Source organism: Flavobacterium dankookense, from assembly GCF_004362665.1.
Classification (GTDB): Bacteria; Bacteroidota; Bacteroidia; order Flavobacteriales; family Flavobacteriaceae; genus Flavobacterium; species Flavobacterium dankookense.
Map to the genome: position 1 here is coordinate 342,487 of NZ_SNXR01000012.1, position 20,777 is coordinate 363,263.

A 20,777-nucleotide genomic window follows, 5' to 3' on the forward strand; every position below is an offset into this window, starting at 1 on the left:
ATTAACGTTTCAACGCAAAAGCAGCAGAAAACTTTTTTGAAGTAGAATTAAATTGATAGTCAACGGTAAACCAGTAACTGTCTGAGGGCATGTTTTGTCCATTGTAAGTTCCATCCCAACCGTTTCCGATGGTGGAAATTTGTTTCAATAATTTTCCGTATCGGTCAAAAATATAAATGGGTACATTGGGTTGCAAAAACAAATCAGAAATCGTCCAAGTATCGTTAAAACCATCGCCGTTTGGTGTAAAAAACAACGGATAATGTATAATCAAAATATCATTTTTAGTGATTGAAATAGCACAACCATCATTTTGATACACCGTAACACTATGAATTCCAGAGGTAACATTTTGAAAAATATTTGAACTTTGAATACTTCCATCATCCAATTGAAAACTATAATTTCCTATTGAATTGATAATTACAGTAATGGTTGCATTAGTGGAAAAAGGATGACTTACTTCTACCTCAAAATCTTGTAAAGTTATTGGATTGATAGTGATTTCGATGGTTTGATTATTTGCGCATTGACCACTATTTGGCGTAAAAGTATAAAATCCGGAAGTTGTGCTATCGACGATGGATGGCAACCAACTACCAACAATTCCATTGGGCGAAATGCTATTCAAACTAAATGAAGTATCATTTTCACACAGTGAAATAGCACTAAAATCAGGTTGCAAATTGGGTACAATTTCGATTGTCAACCTCGTCGAACTTGCGCATTGCCCAGTAGTTGGACCAAAAGTATATTCTGTAGTTTGTAAATTATTCAACGCTGGCGACCAAGATCCTGAAATTCCATTTGTGGAAATCGTTGGCAAAGCTGATAAAGTTTCCCCACTGCAAATTGGGTTTACAGCTGTGAATGTTGGAGTAACCAATGAATTTACAGTAATTGTAAACGTTGTCGAACTAGCGCATTGTCCAGCGTTTGGTGTAAAAGTATATACTGTAGTTTGTAAATTATTTAACGCTGGCGACCAAGTTCCCGAAATTCCATTGGTGGAAATAGTTGGCAAAGCTGATAAAGTTGCACCGCTACAAATTGGGTTTACGGCTGAAAAAGTTGTAGTCACCGAAGGATTTACAGTAATTGTCAAGCTATTCGAACTAGCACATTGCCCAGCGTTTGGTGTAAAAGTATATACAGTAGTTTGTAAATTATTCAACGCTGGCGACCAAGTTCCCGAAATTCCATTGGTGGAAATAGTTGGCAAAGCTGATAAAGTTGCACCGCTACAAATTGGGTTTACTCCTGCAAAGATCGGCGTAACTAAAGCTGTAGAAAGCGTAATATTTTGAGTATTACTAGTATTATTACCTTCATTACTCTCGGCAACACTCGAAGCTATAACTGCACTATTATCTACAAGAATTTGCAAAGTAAAATTGTTACCAAACGAGGCAGGAATACTGATAGTATTTTGCAAATTTAAACTACCACCAATAGCAATAGCCGAAGTGGTGTTTATGGTTTCAATAAGTGTATTGTTTACATAAAAAGAAACCGGCACATTGCTAGGCAAAGCCGCATTGCTATTAGTATTAAAAACAGTATAAGTAACCACTAAATTTCGATTGCCACACACTTCTTGACCCGTAACTTGATTGATAGAAACCGTAGCATCAGGAAGTTCAGAGCGGATAGAAGTAATTAAAGTAGGGATTGAGCGAAAAGAAAAAGAACTTAAAATAAGTTCAGCTTCCGTGTCGCCAATATTTATGGATGTTGAAACATCAAAAGTATCAATGTCCTGGTTCCAATTGGTATTGCTACCTGTAAAACTATTTGTTCCATTAAACGGATTATTAGATGGATTTAAACTATTGCTTAATATATTTCCGTTAAAAGTTATCGATTCATTAAAAAAAAGATTTGGGCTACCGTTATAAGCTATGTAAGTTATTTTAGCATCGTTTACCGCTACAACATTTAAATTGTTAATAGCAAAAGGGGTAATTCCATTATTAAATTGGTCAAAAGCGATGCTAAAACCATCATAAACATTCAATTGTTTGTTTTCAATATTGGTTTGATTATAAACCACAACCAAATGCCATCCCAAATATTGAACAAAAGCACCGCAATAATCTTCTATAATCGGATTAAGATTTAAATTATTAAAGTTATAAAGTCCGTTGCCGGTATTTATTACTTGGTTCGTGATATTTTTATATGCAGAATAATAATCAACAATATCATTTGGTTCAGGAAATCCAACAAAAATTTCATCTGCTTGATAATCTATCCCATTAAAAGTAATGGTTGTGTCAAATGTTCCATCTCCAATACCAGACCAATATAGATAGGCAGCAATGATATTTTGATTTGGTTGTAAATTTAAAGATGCAGAAGTTTGCGTTAACAGTTCGCATTCAGGAGTAGGAACTTGCCAATTATCAAACTCGTTGTGTGTATTTCCAATAACTACATAATCATAAGTTCCATTAAATTGAGCACGTAAAGATAAAGGCACATCACTTTGTGCAACTATTTGAGAAACTACCAAAAAAAAAATTATAGTATATTTCATTTCAAGCACTTTTTTAGCAGGAACTTAATGAGTTAGTTTATATTATACTAAGTTAAAAAACGTATTATTATTTTCTGATTTTAAAGTAAAATCAAATGTAAATATACCAAAAAAATAATCAAAAAAAAGCACAAAAACTGCCTACGCTTGGCACAAATTTCGCTCCATTTTTATTAATCAGCTTTTTAACTTTACCATAGTTTCAAATTAGTTTCTAGGTATTATTCCGTATATCCTTGAAGTGGAATTAAAAATGTCGAGGTTTTGTTAAATCTTATCAGCGATTGTAATCGCTATTGTTGTTAAAGTTTTTTTCTAATTGATTTTTTTCTATTTAATTGAATATGAAACACTGTTTTCGTGTTATTCAATTTTTATCAATAATCGATACGAATTTAAAATATTTTTAACTTTTTTGAAGCAATTAAATTTATTAATATTAAAATATTTATTTATGAAAACAAAACTATTATTTTTCATTTTGTTGAGTGGTTATTTAGTATTTGGACAGGCGACTATAAATCAATCTGCTGGAGCACCGCAGGCGTTTATCAATAATCCAGCGCCTTTAGGACCTCAATTTGGTGCCGAGATTTTCAGGTTTAGGTCTGGTTTTATATCACAGTTAGATTCAGGTAACAATTTTGGGTTTACTAATTCAAGATGGTTTGCTATGGGTAGAGTTCCTGCTGGCACACAAACTTTTTATGGACTTCGTTTTCAGTTAGAAAATCGTGGTTTAGTGATGGGTTATAATAACTTAACAGCAACAAATCCGTTAATTCAATGGATTGGTACAGGTGCTAATTTGGGTAATTTAGAATTTAGAGTAGCGAATGGTTTTGGTGCACCAGGAACACCAGCTTCTGATTTATTAGTTGCTACTATGACCAATACTGGCAATACTGTTTTTGGAGATCCGACAATAGTAGGTTCTGCTGCTAGAGTTAATGTTGAAAACAGAACTGGAAAAGGTGTAGAAATAAATTCAACTTTTTCTTTAACAGGAACATCCACTAGTCTAAACATAACGCATCAAAACGGTTCAATAGGACCAAACATTGGTATAGGTATGTTAGTAACAAACAGTAACACTACAAGCAGTACTCGAGGCGTAAATGTAAAAATGGGTGGCGGTAATTCATCTGTAGGATTTGAATGTGTAAATACTGGTGGTTCTGTAGAAGCTATTGGTTATCTTGGAAAGACAAATGGCACAAGTCCTTTTGAAGCAGCAGTATACGGAATTACTCCTGCAAACGGAAACCAATGGGCTGGATATTTTGATGGAAAGGTATTTTCAACAGGTGGATATTCACAACCATCTGATCAAAAATTAAAAGAAAACATTCAACTGGAGAAAAGTGTTTTAGAAAAAATTGCATTATTAAAACCTGTAACTTATGATTATAAAAATCTTTCAGAAATTAATCTTCCTCGTGGCATTCAACATGGGTTTATTTCTCAAGAATTAGCTACCGTTTTCCCTGAGTTGACAGAAGATGTTCGTAAACCAGTTTATGATAAAGAAAATAATATTTCAAGTAATTTTGATTTCAAATCAGTAAACTATACAGGTTTAATTTCTGTTTTAACAGCAGGAATTCAAGAGTTGAATACTGAGTTAGAAAAACAAAAGCTAAATACAGATAAAGAATTACAAACGCTAAAAGATGAAATTGCAGCTCTAAAAGAAGAAAACACGGCTCAAAAGTTAGCTGCTTCTGCTATAAAGAATGGTTTTTCTTTAGAACAAAATATACCAAATCCTTTTACAGATAGAACAATAATAAATTATTCACTTTCTACAGGAGTAAACAAAGGTAACATCATGATTTTTGATTTAACTGGAAAATTAATCAAAGATTTTCCTGTAAACGAAAATAAAGGTCAAATTACAATTACTGCTTCTCAAATAGGGAAAGGGCTGTTTATTTATAGTTTAGTTCAAAACGGTCAGGAGTTGATTTCTAAAAAAATGATTGTGCAATAAGTTTTACTTTTTACAAACAAATAATTAAACCGTTATACATATATGTGTAACGGTTTTTTTCATCTCTTCAAAGCAAAAGCTGCAGAAAACTTTTTTTGCACACTATTAAAAAGATATTCCACCGTAAACCAATAACTGTCAGATGGCATGAGTTGTCCATTGTAAGTTCCATCCCAACCGTTGCCAATGGTGGAAATTTGTTTCAATAATTTTCCATATCGATCAAAAATATAAATGGGTAAGTTGGGTTGCAAAAACAAATCAGAGATCGTCCAGGTGTCGTTAAATCCATCACCATTGGGTGTAAAAAACAACGGATAATGAATAATCAAAATATCATTTTTAGTAATTGATGTAGCGCAACCATCATTTTGATACACCGTAACACTATGAATTCCAGAGGTAACATTTTGAAAAATATTTGAACTTTGAATACTTCCATCATCCAATTGAAAACTATAATTTCCTATTGAATTGATAATTACAGTAATGGTTGCATTAGTGGAAAAAGGATGACTTACTTCTACCTCAAAATCTTGTAAAGTTATTGGATTGATAGTGATTTCGATGGTTTGATTATTTGCGCATTGACCACTATTTGGCGTAAAAGTATAAAATCCGGAAGTTGTGCTATCGACGATGGATGGCAACCAACTACCAACAATTCCATTGGGCGAAATGCTATTCAAATTAAATGAAGTATCATTTTCACACAGTGAAATAGCACTAAAATCAGGTTGCAAATTGGGTACAATTTCGATTGATAACGTCGTCGAACTAGCACATTGTCCAGCAGTTGGCGCAAAAGTATATACTGTAGTTTGTAAATTATTTAACACTGGCGACCAAGTTCCCGAAATTCCGTTAGTTGAAACAGTTTGCAAAGCCGATAAAGTCGCACCACTACAAATTGGGTTTATGGAAGAAAATGTTGGAGTAACCAAAGGATTTACAGTAATTGTCAAACCTGTTGAAGTGGCACATTGCGCGGCGGTTGGCAAAAAAGTATATACTGTAGTTTGTAAATTATTTAACGCTGGCGACCAAGTTCCTGAAATTCCATTGGTGGAAATCGTTGGCAAAGCGGATAAAGTCGCACCACTACAAATTGGGTTCATGGCAGAAAATATTGGCGTAATCGCAGGATTTACAGTAATTGTCAAGGTTGTCGAACTAGCACATTGCCCAGCAGTTGGCGCAAAAGTATATACAGTAGTTTGTAAATTATTTAACGCTGGCGACCAAGTTCCTGAAATTCCATTGGTGGAAATCGTTGGCAAAGCGGATAAAGTCGCACCACTACAAATTGGGTTCATGGCAGAAAATATTGGCGTAATCGCAGGATTTACAGTAATTGTCAAGGTTGTCGAACTAGCACATTGCCCAGCAGTTGGCGCAAAAGTATATACAGTAGTTTGTAAATTATTCAACGCTGGCGACCAAGTTCCTGAAATTCCGTTATTGGAAATAGTTGTTAAAGCGGATAAAGTTGCACCGCTACAAGTTGGGTTTACAGAAGAAAATGTTGGAGTAACCAATGGATTTACAGTAATTGTCAAGCTTTTCGAACTAGCACATTGCCCAGCAGTTGGCGCAAAAGTATATTCAGTAGTTTGTAAATTATTTAACGTTGGCGACCAAGTTCCTGAAATTCCATTGGTGGAAATAGTTGGCAAAGATGATAAAGTTGCACCGCTACAAATTGGGTTTACAGCTGTGAATGTTGGAGTAACCAATAAACTTACAGTAATTGTTAACGTTGTCGAACTAGCACATTGCCCAGCAATTGGTGTAAAAGTATATTCTGTAGTTTGTAAATTGTTCAACGCTGGCGACCAAGTTCCTGAAATTCCATTAGTTGAAATAGTTGACAAAGCTGATAAAGTTTGTCCGCTACAAATTGGGTTTATATTGGCAAAAGTTGGAGTTATAAGCGTTGTTGAGAGTGTAATAGTTTGTGTAGCTTCGTTGTTGTTTTCGTTGCTTTCTGCTACACTTGAAAAATTTGCTCCAAAATCATCTGCAACAACTCGTAAGGTAAAATTATCAGGTATTGTATCAGGGATTGTAACAAGCTCTGAAAAAGTAAAACTTTCTCCAATAATTAAAGGGAAAATAATACTTTGAACGGTTAATAAAGTGTTATTTGCATAAAAAGCTATTGGAATAATAGGTAATGTTGCATTGCTATTTATGTTTGATATAGTACACTCCACAAGTACATTTCGATTATTACACAATTCTTGACCCGTTACTTGATTGATAGTAACCGTTGCATCGGGAAGTTCAGAGCGGATGGATGTGACAACAGTCTGAATAAAACGAAAAAGCAACGAATTTAATACTAAATTAGCTTGGGTGTCACCAACATTTATATACGGCGATATATCATAAGTATCAATATCTTGGTTCCAGTTTGTGGTGCTATTTGTAAAACTATTGGTTCCATTAAATGGATTATCTGCTGGGTTTAGAGTATTACTTAATAAATTTCCATTAAAAGTTATAAATTCTCCAAGTAATTCATTTGTACTGCCATTCCATCCTACATAAGTCATTTGTGCATTTAAAGTAGAAACAACATTTAAGTTTGAAATAGTGACAGGAGTAACGCCATTATTGAATATGTTATTTACTGCATTGAAACCATCATAAATATTTAGTTGAACATTTGGTAACCCAATTTCTTGGTAAACAACTACAATATGCCATCCGCTAAAATAAATAACATTTGAACAATATGTATCAATAATGCTGTTTAAATCCAGATTTGTAAAGGAATAGGTTGCATTTCCTGTCGTTTGAACTTGAGCTGTAATATCTCTAAATGAACCGAAATATGAAAAAATAAAGTTGTTTTCAGGATAAGCAATCGAAGTTTCACTAGAAATATAATTCACGTTATTTAACTGTATTGTTGGGTTTAATAATCCATCACCTATTCCTGCCCAATACAAATAAGCTCCAACTATGTTTTGATTGGGTTGTAAATTTAATACTGCACTAGATTGAGTAAGCATTTGGCAAGGAGGAACAGGAGTTTGCCAATTATCAAATTCATTGTGGGTATTTCCAATTATTGTATAACCGTAAGGTCCATTAAATTGAGTGCGCAAAGACATAGGCACATCACTTTGTGCGAATACCTGAGAAAATACCAATAAAAAAAGTATAGTATATTTCATTTAAAGCACTTTTTTTCACAATATTATATTGAGTTGGTTACTATATAATTAAGAAGCAATTTGTTTATGGTAGTTAAATCTAATAACAGGATGATAAAAACCAAATCATTAGTAAATATATTTATAATGAAGCTAAAAAAAAAGCATAAAAACTGCTTTATAATGACAATTAAAGTGTTACCTCTTACTTCTTTCACTAGTTACTTTTATAACTATCAATTTAAATCTAATCAAAATGAAAAAAGTAATTATCTATTCGGTAGCCATTCTAAGTGTTTTTTTAACTATTTCATGCACAGCAGATGAGATCAGTGAAAATGAAATTCCTGCACCGCAAGCAAATGTGCTTCAAACGGGAGAGATCAATACAACTCCGCCAAAAAAATAACTTTTTGGATTAATTAAAATTTAATATTTTTACGAATCAAAGCCTTATAATGATTCGTAAAAATATTATTATCCTGTTATTATTTTTTTCATGTAAAAATGAGGATAGAAAAAACAATAACAATTTTAATGATTTAAATCAAATACTTGTTGACGCTAGAAATTCTCCATCAACTGACATGGCTTTGGAGAAGCTTAAAATCGCAAAAAAAATTACAAATAGCTTACCAAGTGATACCATAAAATCATTTTTCAACAGAAAAATTTCCTGTGAATATTATAATTTTAACATTCTAGATGATTATTACAATCTAACCAAAGAAAATATTGAATTTTCAAAAAAAATTAATGATACCTTATTTATAGGTAAGCTATATTATGATTTAGGAGACTATTTTTTTGAAAAAAACATAAACGACTCTTCTTTTTATTACTACCATAAAGCTTTAAAATCAATTTCTAATAATAATAATGAAAAAGTAAGAACTCAATTTAACATTGCAAAATTATTACTAAACGAAAATCAATTAATTGAGTGCGAAGTACAACTATTTAAAACTATCTCATCAGCAGAAAAAAGAAAGGATTTTCGATTACTATACGAATGTTATAGTATTCTAGGAGGAGTTCAAAATGGTCTAAAAAATTTCGATGAAGCACTTTTAAGTTATAAGACTTCACAAACTTATTTAGATAAAATTTCTAATGATCAACAATACTCTATTTTACTCAGTGAAAACTATAACAATACAGCTACTGTATATGTTAGTATGAAAAATTACCAAAGGGCGATTGAATTATATCTTGAAGGTTTAAATAAAGGAGATATTAGAAAAGATTCCCCAAAAGTTTATGCAATTTTAATCGATAATCTTGCTTATGCAAAATTACAAAACGAAACATTACAAAATCCAAATTCTTTTTTTGAAGCGCTAAAAATTAGAGACAGTTTAGATAATAAATTGGGTATTATCATTAGTAATCAACGAATTGGAGAATACTATTTACAACAAAAAGATAGTTTGATGGCTATTAGCTATTTTTCAAAAGCTTATAATTTAGCAAAACAAATTCGGTCTTTTAGGGATCAATTAGCTTTATTGAAGTTAAAAAAACAAGTTGATCCTAAAAATGCTGCAAAATTCCAAGATACCTATATAAATATTAGCGACTCCATGCTCACGGCTGAGCGAACAACACGTAATAAATTCGCAAAAATTGAGTTTGAAACGGAGCATATTCAGCAAGAGAAGAAGGTGTTGACAAAAAAAATGAACTTCATATTACTTTTCGCTACATTGAGTTTTTTGTTACTTGGATTAGTTTATGTTTTGTATCGACAAAAGGTTAAGTATACAGTACTCTTTTTAGAAAAAGAACAGCAAAAAAGTAATGAAGAAGTATACAACTTACTTCTAACCCAGCAACAGCAAATAGAACAAGGTAAAGCATTTGAAAAAAAACGCGTATCTACAGAGTTGCATGACGGTGTTATTAGTAAACTTTTTGGAATTAGAATTCATTTGGAGCGACTTATTTTTTTGGAAAAAAAAATAGACGTTGAAAAGGTAGAAAGTTATTTGGGAAAATTAAATGAACTAGAAAATGAAATAAGGATAATATCACATAAATTATCAGATGATGCAGCATTTACAAATCAAAGTTTTATTCTAATAGTTCAAAATTATCTATCTGATTTTGGTGAAGATAATGGAATAAAAACAGAGCTACATTGTACAAGTTCTGTAAAATGGGAGTCTATAAATAGTGCACAAAAAATGAATCTTTTTAGAATTATACAAGAGTCATTGACCAATATTCGAAAATATGCTCAAGCTAAAAATGTACTGCTGTCTTTTGATATACAAAATGATGCATTTAAATTTTTAATTTCAGATGATGGAATTGGTTTTGACGTTTTGAAAAACAAGAACGGTATAGGTTTAAAAAATATTCATTTTAGACTTGAATATCTAAAAGGTAATCTTATAATTACTTCTGATGACAATGGAACAAGAGTTGAGGGAAATTTTCCCATAGCTTTGTTAATCAATTAAAAATTTTATATTTTTGAAAAAACATCCTTAGTCAATGAAAATAGCTTTAATCGATGATCACCCTATAATAATAGATGGTTACAAGGCTATTTTGATTTCTAAAGAAGTTGAAAAAGAGGAAAATATACTACTTTTAAGTTCCATTTCTGAGGCTATTTTTTTTGCTGAACAATGTTATAAAAAAAAAGAAACAATTGATGTCTTTATCATCGATTATAATATGCCAGAGGATACAAACCGTAAGATAAAAAATGGTGAAGATTTAGCGTTAGTATTACGTAGCATATTCCCAGACACAAAAATAATACTGTTAACATCCGTTTCTACTCCACTTTTATTATTTGATATCATTAATCGTCTACAACCCGAAGGATTGTGGTTAAAAGGAGATGTGAATTTAAAAATTTTTGTCCAAAATTTTAACAACGTAATAACTGGTGGTATAGTTTATAGTGACACCGTAAAAAAATCTTTTAAAAATGTCTTAAATTTTTCACCACTACTAGATGAATATAACCGAAAATTACTTCTGCTTCTTAATGATGGAGTTAAAACCAAAAATCTCCCAAATTTTTTACATCTTTCCTTAGACACTATTAATCATCGCAAAGCCAATCTCAAGGTAATTTTAGGGTTAGAATCTGCTGACGATTTCGAATTAGTTAAAAAAGCTAAATCTTTAGGATTACTTTAAATTTAATTATAGATTTATTTTAAAACTACTTCAAAACAATCAGTTTGTTTTGAAGTAGGCACAAAAACTGCCTAATCGAGGCATAAATTTCGCCATATTTTTATTAATCAGCTATTTACCTTTACAGTAGTTTCAAATTAGTTACTAGTTATTATTCCGTATATCCTTGAAGCGGAATTAAAAATGTCGAGGTTTTGTGTAATTTATTGGTGTATAAAAGCGCTGTTTTGTTAATGTTTTCTTCAAATTGATTTTGATTTTTTTAGTTTAGTTGAATCCGCAATACTACCTTAGTATCTCTAAATTTTTGTAAATAAGTAATCAAAAATTAATTAAAATGCTTATAATAATTTGAAACATTTAAGTTTATTAATCTTTAAATTTTTTATTATGAAAATTAAATTATTATTTTTTATTTTTTTTGTAACAGGATCAATCTATTCACAGAATAGATCGTTTGGGGGTATTTCTACAACTATACCAGCCACTCCAAGTTTAGGTGTTCAAGAAATATTCAGGTTTCGTTCGGGTGCCGTTGGTCAGTTAGATGGCACTACAACTGATTATAACTTTGCTGCAAACAGCAAGTGGTTTGCTTTAGGTAGAGTAAATGCTGGAACACAAAGTTTTTATGGTCTTCGTGTTCAGGAACTACAGCGAGGTTTAGTATTTGGTTATACTAGTTCAAGTCTTAATAATCCTCGTATTGAGTGGATTGGCAGTTCAACACCTGGTGTTGCATCTTTAGGTAATCTAGAGTTTAGGGTTGGAGATGGTTTTGGTGGTCCAGGTGGACCGGGACTAAACACGCTTGTTTCTACTATGACCAGTTCAGGAAATACAATCTTTGGACCACAAACTGGAAATCCATTTACTACATCTACAAATCAACCAAGAGTAGGTGTTTTTTCTAATAATACAGTTGCATTAGATGTTCGCTCAATCAATACAATTGCAACTTCAATAAGTGCATCTGGTGGTAATGTTGGAGTTAGCGCTAATGGTTCTAGTGTAGGTGTTTCTGCTAGTGGTTCTAATGCTGGTGTTACTGGTAATGGTGATACAGGTGTTATTGGTAGCGGTAATACTGGAGTTTTTGGTAAAGGTATAATAGGAGTTTTTGGTTCGGGTGAAGAAGTAGGTGTCAAAGCTGAGGCTGGACAAATTGGTATCGATGTTGTTAGCAAAGTGTTAGGTGCTAAAATTGTTTCCAATGACGGAAGAGGGTTTGAAGTAGAAGCATTTGATAATGATAATTTGGTTAACACTGGAGGTGCTATTATAACAACAACTGGAAAAATTAATACAGGTTTGCTTTTAAAAACTGATGCAGGTACAGAAACTATTGGTGTCAATTCATTTGCTAGTAGTGGAGTAGACAGAAATATTGGTGTTAAAGGAACAACTTTTAGTCAAGGTAATTTTGAGGCAGGTATATACGGCGAAACAGTGAATAATAATGGCAATCAATGGGCGGGTTTCTTTGACGGTGATATTTTTACTTCTAGTGGTTCATTTATTCCATCTGATAGAAAACTAAAGACCAATGTCGTAGAGGAAACAAATGTTTTAGAACTTATAAATAAACTAAGACCTGTTACATATGAATATAATAAAACAGCTGATATAAATTTATCTTCACAGTCGCAACATGGATTTATATCTCAAGAGTTGGCTGAAGTTTTTCCTGAACTTACAAAAGACGTAACAAAACCAACTTTTGATAAGGATGGGAAAACAACATCTTCGCTAACTTTAAAAGCGATTAATTACACAGGTCTAATTTCTGTTTTAACAGCAGGAATTCAAGAGTTAAGCAGTGAATTACAAATTCTAAAAGATGAAATTGCAACACTAAAAGAGCAAAACAACGCTCAAAAGTTAGCTAATTCTGCATCAAAAAATGGTTTTACCCTTGAACAAAATATTCCAAATCCTTTCACTGATAGAACATTGATTAATTATTCTTTATCCAATGGCGTAACAAAAGGAAATATTATGATTTTTGATTTAAGTGGAAAACTTATCAAGGATTTTCCAGTAAATGAAAACAAAGGTCAAATAACTGTTACTGCTTCTCAAATAGGAAAAGGATTCTTTATTTACAGTTTAGTTCAGAATGGTCAAGAATTGATTTCTAAAAAAATGATTATCAATTAAAAAAACAATAAATTTTTTATTAATAAAAACGTTTGGATTTCCAAACGTTTTTTTTATTCATTAATTTTTCAAATAAAAATACAGCAAATTGAAATATAAGAGACTTTAATAATTTTATAACTTAAAACAATTTATAATTCTTAAATTTGAAAATCGAATATTAATTTTAAAAAAAATACTAATTATGGCTTTTGAATTACCACAATTACCTTATGCATACGATGCATTAGAACCACATATTGATGCAAGAACGATGGAAATTCATCATTCTAAGCATCATAATGCCTATACTACAAACCTAAATGCAGCTATTGCTGGAACTGATTTGGAAGGATTAACCATTGAAAACATCTTAATCAATTTGGATATGAAAAACGCTGCGGTTAGAAATAATGGTGGTGGTTTTTATAATCACAATTTATTTTGGAGAGTGATGTCGCCAAATGGTGGCGGACTGCCAACCGGCGAATTATTAGAAGCGATTGAAAGAGACTTCAAATCGTTTGACGAATTTAAAGCGCAGTTTGCCAAAGCAGGTGCGACTCGTTTTGGTTCAGGTTGGGCTTGGCTATGTGTTCACAAAGGCGGAAAACTAGAAGTTTGTTCAACAGCAAATCAAGACAATCCATTAATGCCAGATACGGCATGTGGTGGTTTTCCAATTTTGGGAATGGATGTTTGGGAACATGCTTACTATCTAAACTATCAAAACCGTCGTCCTGATTATATTGAAGCGTTCTTTAATGTAATTAATTGGACAGAAGTTGCAAGGTTATATGCTACTGAAAAATAAGAGAGAATTTTTTCTTTTTTCAAAAACCGATTGTGAAAGCAGTCGGTTTTTTTGTGACTAGTATAAAATGAAACAGGTAGAATTGCTTCTACCTGTTTGCCCCAAATCTACCATAAACTTAACCTACACTAAATACTATGGTACGGCAAATCTAATAACAACTTATTGAATTTCATCATTTTTTGTTAAAAATTTATTGGGATGAGATAAAAAAACAGGTAGAATTCCTGATTTTGATGGTTTTGGAAGGTGCAGAAAATAAAAAAGGAGAAATTTTACTTTCTCCTTTTTTGCCCCAAATCTACCATAAACTTAACCTACTAATGCTATGGTTCAACAAATATATAGGGTGTAGATTGTTGTTTCCAAATCTTTTAGATAAACTGCATCAAAAATCGTTTAAATTCAAAAAATGTTAAAATTTAATATGTTCTAGCATTTTTGCCTTCATAAAAGTTGATAAAAGCACGGTTCACCACGCGATTTCCTCCTGGTGTTGGATAGTCTCCAGTAAAATACCAATCGCCTAAATTTTTTGGGCAAGCGATATGCAAATTATCAACTGTTTGGTAAATTATTTTCACTTCTGCTTTTATTTCTTCAGGATGTAAAAGCGTTGCTATTTTAGTCGAAATTTCTTCATCTGTAAATGGTGCATAAATTTCTTTTACATAATTGATTACTTCGCTGTCTTTCGTTTTCTCTTGCGCTTTACATTTTTTATACACTTCATCGATCACGTTAGTCATTTTCTTTTCTTTCAACAACGTTATCGCTGCTTGAAAGGCAACAAAACCATCCAATGTTGACATATCAATTCCATAGCAATCCGGATAGCGTATTTGTGGCGCAGATGAAACTACAACGATACGTTTAGGATTCAATCTATCCATCATTTTTAGAATGCTTTTCTTCAACGTTGTTCCGCGAACGATACTGTCGTCAATGATAACTAAATTGTCGGTTGGTTTGATAACGCCATAGGTAACATCGTAAACGTGAGCAACTAAATCGTCACGACTACTGTCCTCGGTGATGAACGTTCGTAGTTTAACATCTTTAATCGCTATTTTTTCTGTTCTGATTTTAACAGAAAGTATTTCTTCTAGTTTTTCTTTGGTTAATGTTTTTCTATTATCCAAAATGAATTTGTTTTTTCTTTGGTTTAGAAAATCATTGGCAGCTTCAATCATTCCATAAAAAGAAGTTTCGGCAGTATTCGGAATATAGGAGAAAACCGTGTTGTCTGTGTCGTTTTCAATGGCTTTTAAAACCTCTGGTAAAATTAGTTTTCCTAGTTCTTTTCGTTCTTGATAAATTTCTGCATCGCTTCCGCGAGAAAAATAAATACGTTCAAACGAACAAGCTTTTTTAACGGTTGGTGTAATGATTTCCTGCTCGGAAACGGTTCCGTTTTTCTTAATGATTAATGCATTTCCTGGTTGAAGTTCTTGTACTTTTTCAAATGGAACATTAAAAGTAGTTTGAATAACAGGTCTTTCAGAAGCTACAACTACAATTTCGTCGTCTTCATAAAAATAGGCTGGTCGAATTCCTGCTGGATCACGGAAAACGAAACTATCGCCATGACCTAATAATCCAGCCATAGCATAACCGCCATCCCAACCTTTGGAAGCACGTTTTAAAATTTTTGCAATATCGAGTTTTTCAGCAATTACTGGTGAAGCTTCTCTTTTTGATAAACCATTGTTTTTACATTCTTGATACAAATCGGTTACTTCGTCGTCAAGGAAATGTCCAATTTTTTCCATTACGGTAACGGTATCAGCCATTTCTTTTGGATGTTGACCTAATTCTACTAAACTATTGAAAAGTTCCGTTACGTTGGTCATATTAAAATTCCCAGCTACGATGAGGTTTCGGTGCATCCAATTATTTTGACGCAGAAATGGATGAACACTTTCAATATTATTTTTGCCAAAAGTTCCATAACGAACGTGTCCAAGAAATAACTCGCCGATATAAGGAATGTTGTCTTTTTGATGTTTTACATTGTCGTTGTATTCGGGATGTAAAGTTAGTTCTTCGTTAATGCGTTTATTGATTTGGGCAAAAATATCTTGAATGGGTTGTGCTTTGTTAGAACGAACTCGACTGATGTATCTTTCTCCTGCTTCTACATCGAATTTAATTGAGGCAAAACCAGCGCCATCTTGACCACGGTTGTGCTGCTTTTCCATGAGTAAATACATTTTTTGTATGCCATAGAAAGCCGAACCATATTTTTCTTTGTAAAATTCTAATGGTTTCTTTAATCGAAGTAGTGCAATGCCACATTCGTGTTTAATTGCGTCGCTCATAGTTGTTGTGTTGTTGTAAGTAGTTTGTATGTTATATTTTAAAACAAAAATGCCCCGAAATTTCGAGGCATAAAGTTATTGTAATTCTATTTCAAATTGTGTTAAAGCTTTGAATTGTTTCAAACGCTCGTTCACTTCTTCTTTGGTTAGTGACAGCATTCTTTCGGTTCCGAATTTCTCTACACAAAAAGAAGCTAAGTTAGAACCTTGTATAATTGCGGTTTTCATTGTCTCAAAAGAAATGTCGCCTTGTTGGGTGATGAAACCTGCAAATCCACCAGCAAATGTATCACCTGCACCAGTTGGATCGAATACATCGGCCAAAGGTAATGCTGGAGCGAAGAAAATATGTTCGTTGTGGAAAATCAATGCACCGTGTTCACCTTTTTTGATTACAACATATTTTGGTCCCATCGAGTGGATTTTAGCTGCTGCTTTCACTAATGAATATTCTCCAGAAAGTTGACGCGCTTCTTCATCGTTAATGGTGATTACATCAACACGTTGGATTACTTCTAATAATTCAGGTAAGGCACAATCCATCCAAAAGTTCATTGTGTCTAAAACAACAAGCTTTGGTTTTTGTGTCATTTGATTTAAAACTCCTGTTTGAACAATAGGATGAAGGTTACCTAACATTACAACATCGGCATTTTTAAAGTTCTCTGGAACGATTGGGTTGAAATCTGCCAAGACATTTAGCTCAGTGGCTAAAGTATCTCTCGAATTCATATCGTTATGGTAACGACCACTCCAAAAGAAAGTTTTTCCGCCTTTTACGATTTCCAAACCTGAAACATCGATATTTCTAGCGGTTAATAAATCAATATATTCTTGAGGGAAATCATCTCCAACTACAGAAACAATTGCTGATTGCAGATTGAAATGGGAAGCAGATAATCCAATGAATGTTCCTGCGCCACCAAGGATTTTATCAGTCTTTCCGAAAGGTGTTTCAATAGCATCAAAAGCTACTGTTCCTACTATTAATAGTTTGTTCATTATTTGCGTTTCAAATTAAAGGTGCAAAGATAGGTTTTTAGTTTAAAAGTTTAAAATGGTTTTAAGGTTTAAAGTTACGCGTCAATCTAAGTTATTTACTTTTCATAAAACGTCCAATCATCGGTTAGTTTTGTAACTAATTTGAAATTGTTATTGTAATGGTCATCCCATTCTTTTGGATTTTCTGGGTTGTATTCAGAAATGATATAGTTTCCATTGTCAATAATAAAGCCATTTGGGTTATTAAACATGAAAACCATTTTTTTAACCATGGCGTCACTATTATAATCACAGGATTTATCAATGTAAAGATTGCCTTTATAAATATGGAAACAAGCTCCAGGAAAATTTCGATGAGTACTACTTCTTTTAAGGTCAAATTCCAATGCTTTATAACTTTGTTCTAACAATTCATTGAGTTCCTTTAATCCTTTTGATTTTTGCTGAACGGCATGTCTAATGATAACACTAAACTCTGGTGACTGAATAAGAATGGTGTCATTTTTAGTAAAAGCACCAATTTTTTCTTCAGATGGATAACCTTCTTTTTTGAGTAAATCGATTAATTTATCAGTTATACGTTCCGTTGTTTCGTAGAGAACAACGGGTTCTTTTCGGTTTTCTAATCCATAATCAGCTTGGTCTTCGTTAAGTAAATCGTTGATTTGTTTTTTCAGGTTGACGTTCCATTTAGTTTGAGACAATTTGCAAATGGAATCATATTTTTTGCTGAAACTTTTCCATTCAAGATTTTTTTTCAGGCCATTAAATATTTTTGAATTGAAATAAGGTAATTCAATTCCTTTTTTAGCAAGTTCTTCGCCCCAAATAAAAGCGTTTTTCATATCTCTTGATAAAACTGCTACCCGAATCGCATTATGAATATCTCGCGCAAAAAGAGTTGGATATTCTTTTGCTAAAAGCATGTAAGTTTCTTTCGCTTTGGCATATTGTCTGGTCAAAATATAAGTTTCTGCTTTTTCAGTCAGTTGATAATATAGTGGCACTTCTTTTTTGATTTGGTTTTTAGGATCATTGACTTGAACATTATTTTCAATGATTTTAACAAATCGAGGTGCATTTTTGTCTTTTTTTGGTGAGATTACTCCTTTTCTCTTTTGTTGTGCAAAAAACATCTCTCCAATATTGTAAAAATGAGTATAACAGGACAATTTTCCGATACTTAAAACCGAGTTTTTATCGACTTTGAAACGAACTTTAAACGGTGTCGAGCTAGGAAAGTTTTTCCTGAAATTTAATTTCTGAAAAACTAATGTATTGAGTGTGTCTAAGGGAAAGCTTTGATTCTTTATTTCTCCCTTAAATGTAATAATATATTCTATAATACCATCAATTCCAACATGACCTTTGGTATTAGAATATTCGAAGTTGATAATGGTTGTGCTTTTTTTTAATTCTCCAACAGAAATTTCTACAACATCAACAGGAGGTTTTCCTTTGAAGTCCATAGAATTCCATCCGCCAGTAATTTGACCTTCAATTTCAGCTATACTATCAGCTATTGAAAAAGAACACTTTTCAAAAAACACATCGGTGTAGTACATCTCATAATTCTCAATAAAATTGACCACTTTTTTGTCTTTACTTGCAAAATCAACTCCATAATTTAATATCCCTTTATAGTCTGAAGGATCGAAATAATAAGAAGCCGTGTCGTTTTCTGAACTAAGATAAAAGAAGCTATTTTTTGTTCTTAAATCATATTTGTTTTCTTCAAATTTATAAGCGTTGAAGTCTTTTTGGGTAAATGTTTTAAGAGCTTTTTGTTGAATTTGTCCTAAACAATGAGTTGTTATTAGAGTTAGAATGAACAAAACTGATTTCATCAAGTAAAATTTTTATATTTATAGATAACGAATTTTTTTCAAAATAATTGTTTTAACGAGAAATTATTTCAAAATCAATTGTCTTTTCTTAATTGTCTTGATTTTCGTTAGTTTTGTTTTCTAAAAGTTATAAAGCAAAATGTCTAATCTTTCATCGTTAGCCGAAGTTCAAAAAAAACTAGAATACTATTGTGTTTATCAGGACAGATGTCATCAAGAAGTAAAGCAAAAGTTGTTTGAACTTGGTGTTAATTCAAATGATATGGATATGATTGTGGTGCATTTGATTGAACATGATTTTCTTAACGAAGAACGTTTTGCTCGAAGTTTTGCCCGAGGCAAGCATCGCATCAAGTTTTGGGGTTTGAAACGAATTAAAAACGAATTGACGGCACGAAACATTTCTTTGGCTAACATTAAATTGGGTTTAACAGAAATTAGCAATGAAGAATATCAAGCTACGTTTGAAATGATTTCGGAGCGAACTTGGAATTCAACTCTGGAAAGAAATGCGTTGAAGAAGCGCAAAAAGTTTTGTGATTACTTACTCCGAAAAGGTTGGGAAAGCGAGATGGTTTATGAAAAAGTAAAGGAATTGGAGGATTAGATTTTCAGATTAAAGTAGAAAGTTTAGTTTTTAGAAATCAAAATACTTACTGCATTGCCACCAAAGCCTACAGCATTTATCAAGACGTTGTTTATTTGTTTTCTCTCTTCTTGTTTTTCAGCAAATGGAACGCTGATGAAAGTGTTGTGCCTAATCATTAAGATTGCCATTTCTAAACTTAATATTCCAGATGCGCCAAAAGTGTGACCTAATTTCCATTTGTTAGTGGTTAGCATTGGAAGATTTTTTCCAAATACTTTTTGAATGGCTTTATATTCTGAGGTGTCGCCTTTTAAAGTTCCCGGACAGTGCATTACGATAGCATCAACATCGGATAAATTGTAGTTTTTTAATGCCATTTTCATGGATTTTTGAAAACAATTTGCTTCGTCCGAAATGGAAATGTTGTGTTCTAAATCGTCTGTAGCATAACCAATTCCGGAGATGTAAGCCAATGCGTTTTGCTTTTCGCCTTTTTCTAAACACGCCATTGCAGCTGCTTCTCCCAATACCATAGTGTTTTTGGTTTTGTTCAAATCAAATGCCCGGCAAGGATATTCTTGGTTTTCTTTAGCATAAATTTTTAAAGCATTCATTTGGGCAAAAGTAAAGGCAGTTAATGGTGATTCGCTTCCACCAACTAAGAACTTATCTGCTAAACCTGATTCTAGCCAAGCAACAGCATTCAGAATAGCGTGTAGTGCTGTAGAACAGGTAATGGAATGTGATATTTCGGGACCGTTATTTTTTAAATCATGAGCAACCCAACTTGAGATATTTCCCAAGGTAGTTGTTGGTGAGGAAAGTGTTGCGGTTTTACCTGTTTCTAAAAATTCTTGGTGGTATTTTTCAAATAAATGTGTAGCACCACGAGAGGAACCAATGTTTATTCCAAAATCGTCACCCATTTTCCATTTGGCTTGTTTGATGGCTTGTCGAGAGGTTAGTATTGCCATCAGAACGGTTTCGTCTAAGGCTTTGTATTTAATTTCGGATTGTCGAAGTTGTTCTAGTTCGGTTTTTATGTCAGCCGGAATTTCTGCCATGAATTGATTTATTCCGTTGCATTCTTTTTGGGTGATTAGTGTTTTTGGCGATAAATATTCCTTCCAAATAGAATCAATAGTATTGCCTAGAGGCGAAATAGAGGCTAAAGACGTAATGGCGATTTTGTTTTTCACAACTTTATTTT

13 protein-coding genes are annotated in these 20,777 nt (G+C 32.6%); 7 read left to right on the top strand and 6 right to left on the bottom strand.

Annotated elements, in window-relative coordinates; genetic code table 11:
- Position 1: 1 nt before the first annotated feature.
- A complete protein-coding gene (locus tag BC748_RS05640; RefSeq protein WP_425459548.1) occupies positions 2-2,053 on the bottom strand; it encodes a T9SS type B sorting domain-containing protein in 2,052 nt (683 codons plus the stop codon).
- A gap of 940 nt (positions 2,054-2,993) precedes the next feature.
- Between BC748_RS05640 and BC748_RS05645 the strand changes: the two genes are divergently transcribed.
- A complete protein-coding gene (locus BC748_RS05645) occupies positions 2,994-4,532 on the top strand; it encodes a tail fiber domain-containing protein (RefSeq protein WP_133532491.1) in 1,539 nt (512 codons plus the stop codon).
- 59 nt (positions 4,533-4,591) lie between these two features.
- Here BC748_RS05645 and BC748_RS05650 read toward each other — a convergent pair whose 3' ends face one another.
- The gene (locus tag BC748_RS05650; protein WP_133532492.1) at positions 4,592-7,717 is read right to left on the bottom strand and encodes a T9SS type B sorting domain-containing protein; all 3,126 of its coding nucleotides are present in this window, start codon (positions 7,715-7,717) and stop codon (positions 4,592-4,594) included.
- Between the two features lie 235 nt (positions 7,718-7,952).
- Here BC748_RS05650 and BC748_RS14160 point away from each other — a divergent pair, with 235 nt between their 5' ends.
- The 5 genes from BC748_RS14160 to BC748_RS05670 all read left to right on the top strand — a co-directional run bounded on the left by BC748_RS14160 (position 7,953) and on the right by BC748_RS05670 (position 13,808).
- Positions 7,953-8,105 carry a hypothetical protein gene (locus BC748_RS14160; protein WP_162846417.1) on the top strand — a complete coding sequence of 51 codons (153 nt, stop codon included), beginning with the start codon at positions 7,953-7,955 and terminating at the stop codon, positions 8,103-8,105.
- Positions 8,106-8,154: 49 nt separating this feature from the next.
- Complete coding sequence (locus BC748_RS05655) at positions 8,155-10,161, top strand: tetratricopeptide repeat-containing sensor histidine kinase (protein WP_133532493.1); 2,007 nt, start codon at positions 8,155-8,157, stop codon at positions 10,159-10,161.
- 34 nt (positions 10,162-10,195) lie between these two features.
- Positions 10,196-10,855 carry a response regulator gene (locus BC748_RS05660; RefSeq protein WP_133532494.1) on the top strand — a complete coding sequence of 220 codons (660 nt, stop codon included), beginning with the start codon at positions 10,196-10,198 and terminating at the stop codon, positions 10,853-10,855.
- Between the two features lie 390 nt (positions 10,856-11,245).
- On the top strand, positions 11,246-13,015 hold the full coding sequence (locus BC748_RS05665; RefSeq protein WP_133532495.1) for a tail fiber domain-containing protein: 1,770 nt from the start codon (positions 11,246-11,248) through the stop codon (positions 13,013-13,015).
- A 184-nt stretch (positions 13,016-13,199) separates the two neighbouring features.
- On the top strand, positions 13,200-13,808 hold the full coding sequence (locus BC748_RS05670; RefSeq protein ID WP_133532496.1) for a superoxide dismutase: 609 nt from the start codon (positions 13,200-13,202) through the stop codon (positions 13,806-13,808).
- A 422-nt stretch (positions 13,809-14,230) separates the two neighbouring features.
- On the opposite strand, the gene BC748_RS05675 is transcribed toward BC748_RS05670, so the two are convergent.
- The 3 genes from BC748_RS05675 to BC748_RS05685 form a co-directional block, all read right to left on the bottom strand.
- Complete coding sequence (locus tag BC748_RS05675; protein ID WP_133532497.1) at positions 14,231-16,129, bottom strand: amidophosphoribosyltransferase; 1,899 nt, start codon at positions 16,127-16,129, stop codon at positions 14,231-14,233.
- A gap of 75 nt (positions 16,130-16,204) precedes the next feature.
- A complete protein-coding gene (locus BC748_RS05680; RefSeq protein ID WP_133532498.1) occupies positions 16,205-17,131 on the bottom strand; it encodes a PfkB family carbohydrate kinase in 927 nt (308 codons plus the stop codon).
- A 95-nt stretch (positions 17,132-17,226) separates the two neighbouring features.
- Positions 17,227-18,978, bottom strand: a complete 1,752-nt coding sequence (locus BC748_RS05685) for a hypothetical protein (protein ID WP_133532499.1) — start codon at positions 18,976-18,978, stop codon at positions 17,227-17,229.
- A 139-nt stretch (positions 18,979-19,117) separates the two neighbouring features.
- On the opposite strand from BC748_RS05685, the gene BC748_RS05690 reads away from it, so the two are divergent.
- Positions 19,118-19,585: a regulatory protein RecX gene (locus BC748_RS05690; protein WP_133532500.1), complete on the top strand. Its 468-nt coding sequence runs from the start codon at positions 19,118-19,120 to the stop codon at positions 19,583-19,585.
- A gap of 23 nt (positions 19,586-19,608) precedes the next feature.
- Here the strand turns inward: BC748_RS05690 and BC748_RS05695 are convergent, their stop codons facing one another.
- On the bottom strand, positions 19,609-20,766 hold the full coding sequence (locus tag BC748_RS05695) for a beta-ketoacyl synthase N-terminal-like domain-containing protein (protein WP_133532501.1): 1,158 nt from the start codon (positions 20,764-20,766) through the stop codon (positions 19,609-19,611).
- Positions 20,767-20,777 lie beyond the last annotated feature (11 nt).